This is a genomic window from Metabacillus rhizosphaerae, assembly GCF_037201795.1.
In the GTDB taxonomy this organism is placed as follows: Bacteria; Bacillota; Bacilli; order Bacillales; family Bacillaceae; genus Metabacillus; species Metabacillus rhizosphaerae.
In genome coordinates, this window is record NZ_CP147403.1 from 878,959 (window position 1) to 891,412 (window position 12,454).

The following is a 12,454-nucleotide window of genomic DNA, read 5'->3' on the forward strand; positions in this document are numbered from 1 at the left end:
TGGAGGTAATAAAGCATGGCAGTATTAGTATGTGGTGGAGCAGGTTATATCGGAAGTCACACAGTATCAGAGCTTTTAGATCGTAATGAAGATGTCATCGTTGTTGATAATCTACAAAAAGGTCATAAACCAGCTGTTTTAGAAGGTGCAAAGCTTTATTCAGGGGATCTACGTGATGAGGTTTTCCTGAAAAATGTTTTTAAAGAAAATGAGATTGAGGCAGTCATTCACTTTGCAGCAGATTCACTTGTTGGTGAAAGTGTTGAGAAGCCACTTCAATACTATGATAACAATGTATATGGAACAATGTGTCTTTTAAAGGTCATGACAGAATTCGATGTTAAGAAAATTGTCTTTTCTTCAACAGCAGCAACATATGGAGAGGCAGAAAATATTCCAATTTTAGAAACAGACCCAACTGTTCCAACAAATCCATATGGAGAAACAAAGCTTGCCGTAGAAAAAATGCTGAAATGGAGTCAGCAAGCATATGGATTGAATTATGTTGTCCTTCGTTACTTTAATGTTGCAGGTGCACATATGGAAGGAAAGCTTGGAGAAGATCATCAGCCTGAAACACATTTAATTCCGATCATTTTGCAAGTAGCACTAGGCGATCGCGAAAAAATCATGATTTTCGGTGACGATTATAACACAGCTGACGGTACTTGTATTCGTGATTATATTCACGTAACAGACTTGGCTGATGCGCATATCTTAGCAATCGAAAAGCTTCGTAAAGATAACAAAAGTGCTACCTATAACCTAGGGAATGGAAATGGCTTTTCTGTTAAAGAAGTCATTGAGACAGCTAGAAAGGTAACAGGTCATCCAATTCCAGCTGAAGTAGCACCTCGTCGTGCAGGCGACCCAGCAATCTTAATCGCTTCATCTGAAAAAGCAATCAATGAGCTGGGCTGGAAACCGAAATATGCTGATCTTCACACGATGATAGAGAGTGCTTGGAATTGGTTCCAAAAGCATCCTAGCGGTTACGAGAAATAAGATTATGCTAATAAAAGGGAATAGCAGGTAAAGGTTAATGCTTGCTATTTCCAAATTTTTATAAAGATGAAAAAGCTCATGCTTGTAAATGCCACGAGGGGATGATTATATGTCTATCAATATATATCTAGAAATCGAACGACTGCTGCAATTCGGACGTAAAAAGCAACTCATTTCAGAGTGGGACGTAGATTTAACTCGTAACAAGCTTCTAGAAGTTTTACAATTAAATGATTTTAAAGCGGTTACTGTAGAAGACGAGGAGCTTTCCTCACCGGTTCCTATCTTAGAGAATATTCTGGATTGGGCTGCCCTGAACGAACGTTTACTCGAAAACACTGTAACCTACCGTGATTTACTCGATACTAAGCTAATGGGATGTCTCGTTCAATCACAAGGAGAAATCATTCGAAACTTTCAAACGAATGTTGACCAATATGGGCCAGAAAAAGCAACAGAGTCCTTTTACCAGTTTTCGCAAGATGTTCATTATATACGAACAGATCGGATTGCTAAAAATGAAAAATGGCTTGCTGAAACTGAATATGGTGACCTACAGATGACAATTAACTTGTCTAAACCTGAGAAGGACCCTGTTGCCATTGCAGCTGCCCGTAACTTACAAAAAAGTGAGTATCCAACATGTCTGCTTTGTAAGGAGAATGTTGGCTATGCTGGGCGCCTCGATCACCCAGCAAGACAGAATCATCGTATTATTCCGGTGACGTTAAATGATGAACAGTGGTTCTTTCAGTATTCTCCGTATGTGTATTACAATGAACATGCGATTGTCTTTTCAGGTGAGCATAAACCGATGAAGGTCTCAAGGGAATCGTTTACGAAACTACTTGATTTCGTTGAGCAGTATCCTCACTATTTTCTGGGTTCTAATGCTGATTTACCAATTGTAGGTGGCTCAATTTTAAGTCACGATCACTTCCAGGGTGGGCATCATACTTTCCCAATGGAAGTTGCAGAGGTTGAATACTCCTTCAAGCTAGACAAGTATTCAAGCATAGAGTTAGGAATTGTAAAATGGCCAATGTCTGTGTTGAGACTGCAAGGAGCGAATCAGCAGGATCTGATCAGTGCAGCCGATGACATTTTGCAGGAATGGAAGAATTATAGTGATGAATCAGTTGAGATTCTAGCCTTTTCTGGGGAAACTCCGCATAATACAATTACTCCGATTGCAAGAAGAAGAGGAAATCTTTTTGAACTTGATTTAGTGCTACGTAATAACCGAACAAATGATGAACATCCATTTGGGATTTATCATCCACATCAAGAGGTTCATCATATTAAAAAAGAGAACATTGGTCTTATTGAGGTAATGGGCTTAGCTGTATTACCGGGCAGACTACTAGATGAACTAAAAAAATTAGCCAATGTCCTTGGTGAAGGTAAGGAATTGTCTATTATTTTAAAAGATGCTGACTTAAACAAACACTATGATTGGGCAACACGTTTGAAGAAGAAATACCCAAATTTGGATCAAACGAATAGCTATCAACTTTTACTAGAAGAAGTAGGCCAAGTGTTTGCGACAATTTTGGAGCATGCCGGTGTATTTAAACGTGATAAATCAGGCCAACAAGGTTTTCTGCGTTTTATTGAAGAGCTTCAGAAAAAATTAAAGTAATTTTAATTTGCTAGTATAAGATAATTGTATACTGGCGATAATGGTAGTAATCCCCCCCTAATCTTTATATAATGTATAACCTCCTTACTTGTAAGGAGGCGTTTTTTTGTTTGTAAGAAAGAAAAAAAGAGTTCAGTTTTAATGAAACGCTTACATTTCGTAGGAGGAAAAAGAAGTATTATTTTTACCACTTTTCTCTTTATTTTGTCATAAGGATCATTTAAAATAAAATTTATCTGTAAGAAACACTTACAAACTAATTGCAATTTCGTATAGTGTAGGGGGATCTAATGAATATCGAAAAAATGAGGAGAACCGAGGTTAGCTCATTACCTCTTGGGTTCGGTACATATATAAGAAAAATGAAGGGTGAATCCACATTTAAATCCAACTTAAACTATGTGGATTTAATGATTTCAGCAGTCGGTGGTCTAGTTGCGATGAGCATTATTAGTATGATTGCCATATCTCTTGGCTATCCAATGGTTCTTGGTCCTATTGGAGCTAGTTGTTTATTAATCTTTGGAGCACATAATGGTCCATTTTCACAACCGAGACATATCATCGGTGGTCATTTCATTGCAACTTTTGCATCTCTTGCGATTTGGGATACGTTCGGTCGGAGTTTTTTGACTATTGGGATAACTTTAGCAGTCGTTATTATCATAATGGTCGTAACTAACACGATTCATCCTCCAGCTGCGGCAAGTGCTATTGTAGCAATAAATACTGGAGCAGGATGGGGATTAATGCTAAGTATTTTATTATGTAGTGTACTCTTAGTCTTGATGTCCTTACTTTATAATAATTTATTTCAATCAAGACAATATCCTAAGCACTGGATATAAGAAAGGCTGCCTAATGGCAGCCTTATCTGATTAATTATTAAAAAATAAAACTCTTGTACTGTGGATAAGCGTTTTGACATTCAGCTTCCGCGCCCGTTTATTACTGTGTAACAATAACTACCTTACCTTCATCCAATTCTTCCTCTAGTCGCATTGCTTCTGTTTCGGGAACACCTAATGAAGTCATTCTTGCACGAAGTTCGTCGCCACGTGAACGGAAAGCATTTGCCATCTTATCAAAAAGTCCTTCTTCCTTTAAGCCAATATTATTTGTGTCAGTATTTTCTGTTAAGTGCTCGGAGCGAGTTGTATCATGAGCAAATAAATAGATGTCGTCCTTTGTAAACCCTTGAACTTCTAAGTTTCTAATTGTTTCTGAAGCTTGTACACCATTTTCTACAACATATGTTTTCATGATCTTTTCATCTCCTTTTTGTTGATAGTTTGATAATACCCTCCTGTTTTACCGGAAAACCTTGTTAAGAAAAAATGAGAAGAAAGTCACATGTAATCTTTTCCTATAAAAACTCCTATTTACTTTGTTAAAATATAGATAGACCTGAGGTGATACTTATGAAAATATCAATTGTTATTGCAACCTATAATAGGATCACAGAACTTGCAGAGCTTCTGGAATCGATCCATAAGCAAACTGTTGCACCATATGAAATCATCATCGTAAATGATGCAGGAGAAACGATTGCACCATTAGTTGATTTATATAAGGAAATGCCGATCAAGGCGATTGAACTAGTGGAAAATGTTAAGCATGTTCACGCTAGAAATATTGGTGTAAGTTATGTAACAGGTGATGTAATTATGCTCTGTGATGACGATGATTTCTTAACAGAAAACCATATAAAGCAAATACAAAGTGAATTAAAGACTGCAGACTTTGTTTATTCAGATGCAGAAATTGTCAGCTTTGAAACGAAAGAGAATATACGTTATCCTTTGGCTAGACGTACGTTCGCATATTATTATGATCTCCAAGCGATGAGGGAATTTTCAACCTATATTCCGTCAGGCAGTGCTTATAAAAAAGAACTCCATGATCAAATTGGTTTATTTGACCCTGAGATGCATAACTATTGGGATTGGGACTTTTTCTTACGAGCTGCTAAAGTATGCCGTGTCAAAAGAATGCCGGTTGCTAGTGTCATCTATGCTTTTACCGAAAATGGAAATAATCAATCAGCAGACCTAACCGATAAAAGAAAACACTATTTAGACAAATTATGTGAAAAGCATCAATTAGGAGACTTACCAACGAAAAACTTTTTTGTGCTTTTAGAAGAGCCTGTAATGAAACAACGTGAAGCAGACACAGAGATTGTTTGGGATGGCAAACCTCTTCGTTCACGAATAGTAGAACAGGGGTGAAACAGGTGAAGAATTTATTAGAGAATGATTGGTCAAGAGTATTAAATGATCAGTTTGAACAACCATATTTTAAACAACTCACACAATTTTTACACGAACAATATAACGAAGAAACCATTTTTCCAAGTCAAGAGCATATTTTCGAAGCTTTGAACAAAACTCCTTACGGGGCTGTAAAAGCAGTTATATTGGGACAAGATCCATACCATGGTGAAGGACAAGCGCAGGGCTTAAGTTTTTCAGTTCAGCCATATGTAAAGCTTCCTCCCTCACTACGAAATATATTTATTGAGCTCCAAGAAGATATAGGCTGTAAACCACCTGTGAATGGTTCATTATTGAAATGGGCAAATGAAGGTGTATTGTTATTAAACACAGTACTAACCGTAAAAAAAGGAGTGGCTAATTCCCATAAAGGTCAAGGTTGGGAACAGTTCTCCGATGAAATTATAAAACAATTGAACAAGCGTAAACAGCCGATTGTTTTTATTTTATGGGGAAAACATGCTGGGGAGAAAAAGCAGTTCATTACATCGTCCCAACATTTAATAATCGAGTCTCCACATCCTAGCCCATTCTCAGCTAGAAAAGGTTTCTTTGGAAGTAAACCATTTTCTAAAACAAATGACTATTTAAAACAGTGTAAAGTGGAAGAAATTGATTGGTGCTTAGATGAGAGTTAGCCTTTCATAAAGGAGTTAAAATAAGTGAAAGGGGCAACAGTAAATTGTATAAAGTGTAAGCATTTTTATGTCACATGGGACGCCAAGTTTCCCAATGGTTGTCGTGCGTACGGATTTAAGTCAGCAAGCAGACCAGCCATTATGGTAAAGAAATCCTCAGGAATCACCTGCCTTAAATATGAACCGAAGTCAAATAAGTCTTAAAACGGAGGAGGTACAAACATTGAATATCCATGTGTCAAAGCTCCTTCAAAAGATGGAGGAAGAGCTAGATAAAGCGAAAAAAAGTGATACGGATAAGGAATTGAGAGAAAAGCTAGTTGTGATCAAATCTTTGTGTGAAGTTATATTAGATGAAAAGTCGATTTCTTTAAACATACCTTCACCAAATTCAAATGAAATTAATCAAGCAGAGCTTCAAAAAATGATGGGAAATTTGTCAACTGCTGTTAAACAACAACCGACAATTTCATCAACACCTTACAAGGAAAGTGATGCAAACGGTGATTCACTTTTTGATTTTTAAGATCGTGAAATAATCGTGTTGCCATAAGAAAGGTAAACACTCCAAAGAAATCCATCATATTATAACCTAATCAGGACACAATGATAGTAAATATTCATTGGAGGTTATTAATATGGCATACGATGACTTGTTTAATATGGGGAGAGGAAGATTTGATATGGGGTTGTTTAATGCCTCTACAAATTCTCAACTTTCCCATGATCGCTATGATGTCTATGTAAACCAAGACTACATTGGTCAAAAGTATTTATTATCTGCACAGGAATCTGTTCAAGACATTGACGATTTTTTAAGAAATGAAGGATACAGCAACTTTCAATCATATTTAGATGGGGACCATTATTATATTAAAGCAGTTAATAACGAACATGATGTAGCAAATGTACTGAAGGTTTATTTGCAAAATCGGTAGGAGCCATTGATTTGGCTCTTCTTTTTCTATTGGGAAAATGATAGGGGTTCAAAAGCGAAGAAAAATGGTTCAATTAAGATTCTTAATGGTTCAAAAGCAAAGAAGAGTGGTTCAATTAACGAAGAAAGTGGTTCTATTCTCATACATACTGGTTCAATAGCAAGATAATACAATATAATTCCCAGAAAAAAAGGTTCCAACCAAACATCTACAGTTTCAAATTACCTCAATGGTTTAATAAATCGTCAAAAATACCTCAATTAAACAAGTTGAAAAGACCAAATAGTAGGGTAAGATGGAAGAGGAACAAATAAGGGAGGTATGATAGATATGAAGCTTTTTCTTATTTTAGGAGCAATCAATGCTTTTTTAGCTGTTGCATTAGGTGCATTTGGTGCACATGGATTAGAAGGGAAAATTCCCGAAAAGTACATAAAGACGTGGCAAACCGGTGTAACCTATCAAATGTTTCACGCTGGTGGATTATTTGTGATCGCCTTTTTAGTAGACAAATTGTCCAATGTTGGATTATTAACAACTGCGGGATGGTTGTTTTTAGTGGGGATCATTCTATTTTCAGGTAGCTTATATGTGTTAAGTGTGACACAAATTAGTGTTTTAGGAGCAATTACTCCTCTAGGTGGTCTCGCTTTTTTAGCTGGTTGGATTTTATTAGGATATGTCGCTATTCGTTTTCTATAAAAGGGTTGAGGCTGACTCTTTAAAGTCAGCCTTCTTTAAATGTTATCTAGGTGAATATGAAACTAAGCCTTGAATATCGTAATTTAATTCTTCATCAAATGTTACATAATCCAAATAAACCATTAATAATAAATAACGCATCCCGGTTTGTGGATCACTGAGGATGATATGATCACGACCTGCTGCCTCGACTACACCTTTGAACACCTTTGCATTCCACTCACGATTGTTCTCAAACGTCATATAAACAGTTGCCACTTTTCCGCGATTCAAACGTAAAATATTTTCAATATACGACTCTTCCATTGGTAGCATGCCAGGGATATTTTGAGATGGTCCTGGTTGTTGTGGCATTGGAGGTACTTGTAAACCAGGTTGAGCAAATTGACCTGGATATTGATATGTAGGATATGGTTGATACCCTGCACCTTGCTGCATCTGCATTGGCTGACCTGCCTGTACTCCTTGAACACCTGGCATTCCCTGCATCCCTTGCATGTCATAGCCATAAGGTTGACCTTGAACTTTTTTTGCCATACTAGATAACCCTCCTCAAAAAATGTAAACAGCTGAAATATCATATTGAGACGGCGAATAGAAGCAATGTGATTTATACCGGCCAGCATTTGATTGATTGAACCATTGAGTAGGACAATTTCCTACATGGAATAACCATAAAGAATATTGCGCGGAATGATGTCTTTGTCCCTAAATACCCTTGCTTGCAAAATCGACTTCACTTTACCTGGCCCCTTGCTAAAACATAGCTCTCGAGGGATTTCTTAAATCATTCTTTGCTCATTCATAGGTATGTAATGAACAAACAACTTATGACTTTAGTGAAAAAATAATCCATCGGAGGAATAAAATGAGGACAATTATATTTGAAGAAATAACAGGTGACAAGCTTACAATTGTTCAAGAAATTGTTCATTCAAACAAAAGTTATAACCTTCTAGAAAATGGTCGCGCAAACCGAACAACCGAAGAGCTGAAAGAGGAGTTTCTAAATTCAATAACAAAAAGCATGTTTATAAAGTTAGAAAATAATTATATTGGAGTCATAGATTATTTGGATGAAAACCCAAAGGATGGATTCCCCTGGCTAGGACTGTTAATGATCCATGGAGATCAACAGGGAAAAGGTTATGCAAAGCTAGCATATGCTAAATATGAAAGCGAACTTCTCCAAACTGGTAAATCATCTGTTCGTTTAGGGGTTTTAAAAGGAAACGCTAAAGCAAAGCAATTTTGGGAATCACTAGGCTTTACTTATTATGAAACAAAGCCATTCAAGGCTAATAAAGAAGTAGACTGTTATCAGAAGGTAATATTGAAATAAAAAAACTGACTATTACCGTGTTAACCTCTCCGAGAATAAGGTTTAATGGTAGTGTCAGTTTTTAGTCGTTTAGGATAGTATAAAATTCTTGTATTTTAGATAAGCGCTTTGACATCCAGCTCCAGCGCCCAGCGCCTAGTGAACTTCACACTCCTTATACGCTAAGTCAACATCGAATCGCTATCGCTCTTCGTGTTTCCTTTGCCGCACCTAAACGGTCAGTAAATGATAACTGCCCGTAAAGGTCCGATAAGTCTCGCTATCCATCAGAAAACCACTGATGGAAGTCTCGCTTTATCTCATTCGGATTGCTCTTTTTTGTACGTCGCTAAACGGGCGCTTACGCTTTTGTTCTTAATTTACATAAAAGAAAGAATGCAGTTTAGAAGTACTTAACAGGTTTCCGACAAAGAATGATCCGAATTCTCCGTAGCGTGCACTTACTTCGTCAAAGCGCATTTCATAAACGAGCTTTTTAAATTGAAGAACATCATCTGAGAAAAGAGTTACTCCCCATTCATAATCGTCAAAGCCAACTGAACCAGTAATAATTTGCTTCACTTTTCCTGCATAAGAACGACCGATTAGTCCGTGACTCTTCATTAAGCTACGGCGCTCTTCCATTGAAAGAGAGTACCAATTGTCATTTCCTTGACGGCGTTTATCCATTGGATAGAAGCAAGAGTATTTAGATTGTGGCAGCTTTGGATACAATCTTGATCGAACATGTGGATTTTGGTATGGATCTTCATTGCTTTCTCCAGCTAAATAATTGCTTAGTTCAACAACAGAAACATATGAATAGGTAGGAATCGCATATTCAGCAAGCTTTGTTTTGTTAAACTCAAGCTCGATTTCGTTAAGCTCCTCCATTGTTGGGCGTAGAATCATTAACATGAAGTCTGCTTTTTGACCAACAATTGAATAAAGAGTATGGCTTCCTTGCTCAGCATCCTCTGCTACATTCCACTTTTCAAGAAGTCCCAAAAATTCATGGATTGCAGCTTGACGCTCATCACTTGTTAAAAGCTTCCATGCTGACCAATCAATTGAACGGAAATCATGTAAACAATACCAACCATCTAGTGTTTGTGCTGCTTCACTCATATATATTCACTCCTATTTTGTAATTACGTTATGTACACTTTAACTATATCATAGTTTGTCCAACCAACCATGTGAATAAAACTTGAAAATTAGTAGGTTAGTTTTTGAGAAAAGGAGTATATTAACAAATTAGAATGACCTTTGAAAAGGTGACTTGTCGTTTAGGAAATTATAAAATTCTTGAACTGTGGATAAGCGCTCGGCATCCAGCTCCAGCGCCTAGCCCCTCTAGGGTCTAGCTAATATAGAATTGAAGGCAAAGAACGCCTTCTATTCTATATCATCTTATTTGCCTGAGGCTGATCAAGGCGCTTGCGCTTTTGTTCTAGCATTGTGAATTTTTAGTTTATTTTGAAATTAAAAACTTTTATAGTGTAAGCGTTGTTACCTTGTGGAAATGTTTGAAATTAGTAATAAGTAGAGTATCCTAGTTGTAGAAGAAATAATATTCCCATTCAAGGAGGTTTTTTTGTGTCAGATTTATTTTCAACATTAAAGGAAAAAGTGAGCGGACAACAGATTAAAATTGTTTTCCCAGAAGGATTAGATGAGCGGATTTTAACAGCTGTTAGTAGATTAGCTAGTGAAGGTATTCTTCAGCCAATTTTGATCGGAAATCAACAAGAAGTATCAAATAAGGCAAAAGAATTAAATGTACCATTAGATGGTGTAGAAATATATGATCCACATAGCTATGCTGAAATGGACCAGCTTGTGGCTTCATTTGTTGAACGACGTAAAGGGAAAGCAACAGAGGAGGATGCACGTAAAATTCTCTTAGATGAAAATTACTTCGGTACAATGCTAGTTCATCTTGAAAAAGCCCATGGTCTTGTGAGTGGTGCTGCTCACTCTACAGCAGACACAGTACGCCCTGCTCTACAAATCATTAAAACAAAAGAAGGAATTAAAAAGACTTCTGGCGTCTTCATCATGGTTCGTGATGATGAGAAATATGTATTTGCTGACTGTGCCATCAATATTGCACCAGATAGTCAAGATCTAGCTGAAATTGCCATTGCTAGTGCTGAAACAGCGAATATGTTTAACATTGATCCACGTGTTGCATTGCTAAGTTTTTCAACAAAAGGATCAGCGAAATCTCCTGAAACAGAAAAGGTTGCCCAAGCTGTCCAAATTGCAAAGGAGCTTAATCCAAGCTTAGTATTAGATGGTGAATTCCAATTTGATGCGGCGTTTGTACCTTCAGTCGCTGAAAAGAAAGCACCGGGCTCTGTTATAAAAGGTGATGCAAATGTATTTGTCTTTCCAAGCCTTGAAGCAGGAAACATCGGCTACAAAATCGCGCAACGTTTAGGTAATTTTGAAGCAGTTGGTCCAATCCTACAAGGTTTAAATAAGCCTGTTAATGATTTATCACGTGGTTGTAATGCTGAAGATGTTTATAAATTAGCATTGATTACTGCTGCTCAAGCTTAATGGTAAAAGAGAGTGACTAAAAAACTAAAGGTTAAGCCCCCCGAAACAAGGATATTTATTGGTTGGGAGATGCCAGACCCTTTTGAGTCACCCTCTTATTTTTATTTGACGGATTTTAGTTGCTATAGTTTTTGAATCCAAAATCCGTGATTGATATGTTCACATTGTAGTTGATTGGGATCTTGCTATATGTTTTGTCCCAATCCTTTTTGTGTTTTTCCCATAGTTTAGGATGTTTTATTCTTAATTGGTTTCCAAAGCCGGCAACGTCAACTTTGTATTCATTTTGCATTTTATTTAATGTAAGATCCACAAGTCGATTCACTTCTTCTTCGGTGGCTTTTTCTGCAAATTTTAAAAATGTTTGTTTAGACAATTTCTTTGAGACCACCCAATTTTCAGAGATTCGCCCAGTAGATTCAATGTTGACATCAAAAGTGATATTATTTCCATTAACATGAGGTATGATTTTGCTATTCATTGACGTTACTTCGTACATGAATGGCTGACCTGTCTCTTGATCCAGGATTTTAACTATACCGCCTTTTCCTTTTCCAGTTAGCCAGGTCATCCCATCCAATTCATCTTCATTAAAAAAGCCTAGCAACTTCTTAGTCTTTCCTTCAATAATAGCTGCTCCGGCAAATTTTACTTCTCCATTTGCTGAAATCACATTTTGCAAAAGAAAACTGTTGCCAGAATTCATTGTTCCTTCTATTTTTGCAAGAGATATAGGAGGCAATATCCTTGTTGTTTTATATTCATTAGCAGAAATTCCTAGCAATCGAAATGATGGAATTTCCATTGTGTCTTTGGATTCAAGCGTTTTGCTGGCTTGCCCTTTACTAATGAGCACAAGGCAACTAGGTCTAATCTCATTATCCCGCAAAAATTGATCAAGTAATTGTTCCAAACTATGTTTACTTGCAAGATCCTCTCCGATAACGATGACTTTTAGATGGGGACTGAACATGGGAGTACTCCTTCTCAATGAAAATTCCCGAGTCATTTGATGGAAGGAATCACCTGTTTCGGAGATATTCTCATATGGCTTTAGTTGTCTTTCTTCTCCAGTGCCCGCTGACTCTGTACTTTGTAGGTTTGCGAATTGATAGGTTAGCGTTATAAAATCTTCTTTAAGGTATTCTTCTCCATATTCCATAAACTCTTTTTCAATTGGTGACTCTTTCCCTTCATCTAATGCAAGACCTATACTTAAGCCTAAATCTTCAATTTCATTGCTGTTCCAGCAACCAGCTAGAAAAAGGAGTAAAAGGACTGGGAGCGAAAACAAAAGGATTTCTGCATTTTTAAGACTTTGCATTATGCTTTTCCCCCATCCTGTTTCAAGAAATAATAAAAAA

14 protein-coding genes are annotated in these 12,454 nt (G+C 36.9%); 10 read left to right on the forward strand and 4 right to left on the reverse strand.

The features are described 5' to 3' along the window. Positions 1 to 15: 15 nt before the first annotated feature. From galE to WCV66_RS04315, 3 genes are all read left to right on the forward strand, one after another. A complete protein-coding gene (galE, locus tag WCV66_RS04305) occupies positions 16 to 1,005 on the forward strand; it encodes a UDP-glucose 4-epimerase GalE (RefSeq protein ID WP_338787996.1) in 990 nt (329 codons plus the stop codon). Between the two features lie 115 nt (positions 1,006 to 1,120). After that, positions 1,121 to 2,647 carry a UDP-glucose--hexose-1-phosphate uridylyltransferase gene (gene galT / locus WCV66_RS04310; RefSeq protein WP_413789656.1) on the forward strand — a complete coding sequence of 509 codons (1,527 nt, stop codon included), beginning with the start codon at positions 1,121 to 1,123 and terminating at the stop codon, positions 2,645 to 2,647. Positions 2,648 to 2,937: 290 nt separating this feature from the next. Further along, positions 2,938 to 3,495: an HPP family protein gene (locus WCV66_RS04315; protein ID WP_066338173.1), complete on the forward strand. Its 558-nt coding sequence runs from the start codon at positions 2,938 to 2,940 to the stop codon at positions 3,493 to 3,495. A gap of 100 nt (positions 3,496 to 3,595) precedes the next feature. Here the strand turns inward: WCV66_RS04315 and WCV66_RS04320 are convergent, their stop codons facing one another. Further along, complete coding sequence (locus WCV66_RS04320; RefSeq protein WP_396652609.1) at positions 3,596 to 3,910, reverse strand: general stress protein; 315 nt, start codon at positions 3,908 to 3,910, stop codon at positions 3,596 to 3,598. A gap of 158 nt (positions 3,911 to 4,068) precedes the next feature. Between WCV66_RS04320 and WCV66_RS04325 the strand changes: the two genes are divergently transcribed. The 5 genes from WCV66_RS04325 to WCV66_RS04345 all read left to right on the forward strand — a co-directional run bounded on the left by WCV66_RS04325 (position 4,069) and on the right by WCV66_RS04345 (position 7,201). Beyond that, positions 4,069 to 4,878 (forward strand): glycosyltransferase family 2 protein, encoded by an 810-nt coding sequence (locus WCV66_RS04325; protein ID WP_338787999.1) that lies wholly within the window; start codon positions 4,069 to 4,071, stop codon positions 4,876 to 4,878. Between the two features lie 5 nt (positions 4,879 to 4,883). Beyond that, on the forward strand, positions 4,884 to 5,561 hold the full coding sequence (locus WCV66_RS04330; protein WP_338788000.1) for a uracil-DNA glycosylase: 678 nt from the start codon (positions 4,884 to 4,886) through the stop codon (positions 5,559 to 5,561). Between the two features lie 223 nt (positions 5,562 to 5,784). Then, positions 5,785 to 6,087, forward strand: a complete 303-nt coding sequence (locus WCV66_RS04335) for a YwdI family protein (RefSeq protein ID WP_185653833.1) — start codon at positions 5,785 to 5,787, stop codon at positions 6,085 to 6,087. 112 nt (positions 6,088 to 6,199) lie between these two features. Continuing rightward, positions 6,200 to 6,499: a hypothetical protein gene (locus WCV66_RS04340; protein WP_083964755.1), complete on the forward strand. Its 300-nt coding sequence runs from the start codon at positions 6,200 to 6,202 to the stop codon at positions 6,497 to 6,499. A gap of 330 nt (positions 6,500 to 6,829) precedes the next feature. Continuing rightward, positions 6,830 to 7,201, forward strand: a complete 372-nt coding sequence (locus WCV66_RS04345; protein ID WP_066338153.1) for a DUF423 domain-containing protein — start codon at positions 6,830 to 6,832, stop codon at positions 7,199 to 7,201. 42 nt (positions 7,202 to 7,243) lie between these two features. Here WCV66_RS04345 and gerQ read toward each other — a convergent pair whose 3' ends face one another. After that, positions 7,244 to 7,699 carry a spore coat protein GerQ gene (gene gerQ, locus WCV66_RS04350; protein ID WP_083964771.1) on the reverse strand — a complete coding sequence of 152 codons (456 nt, stop codon included), beginning with the start codon at positions 7,697 to 7,699 and terminating at the stop codon, positions 7,244 to 7,246. 370 nt (positions 7,700 to 8,069) lie between these two features. Here gerQ and WCV66_RS04355 point away from each other — a divergent pair, with 370 nt between their 5' ends. Next, the gene (locus tag WCV66_RS04355; RefSeq protein WP_338788003.1) at positions 8,070 to 8,543 is read left to right on the forward strand and encodes a GNAT family N-acetyltransferase; all 474 of its coding nucleotides are present in this window, start codon (positions 8,070 to 8,072) and stop codon (positions 8,541 to 8,543) included. A gap of 354 nt (positions 8,544 to 8,897) precedes the next feature. Here WCV66_RS04355 and hemQ read toward each other — a convergent pair whose 3' ends face one another. Then, positions 8,898 to 9,650 carry a hydrogen peroxide-dependent heme synthase gene (hemQ, locus tag WCV66_RS04360; protein ID WP_066338139.1) on the reverse strand — a complete coding sequence of 251 codons (753 nt, stop codon included), beginning with the start codon at positions 9,648 to 9,650 and terminating at the stop codon, positions 8,898 to 8,900. A gap of 471 nt (positions 9,651 to 10,121) precedes the next feature. Between hemQ and pta the strand changes: the two genes are divergently transcribed. Next, positions 10,122 to 11,090, forward strand: a complete 969-nt coding sequence (gene pta / locus WCV66_RS04365) for a phosphate acetyltransferase (protein ID WP_066338137.1) — start codon at positions 10,122 to 10,124, stop codon at positions 11,088 to 11,090. Positions 11,091 to 11,205: 115 nt separating this feature from the next. Here the strand turns inward: pta and WCV66_RS04370 are convergent, their stop codons facing one another. Continuing rightward, a complete protein-coding gene (locus WCV66_RS04370; RefSeq protein WP_338788004.1) occupies positions 11,206 to 12,414 on the reverse strand; it encodes a Ger(x)C family spore germination protein in 1,209 nt (402 codons plus the stop codon). Between the last annotated feature and the right edge of the window lie 40 nt (positions 12,415 to 12,454).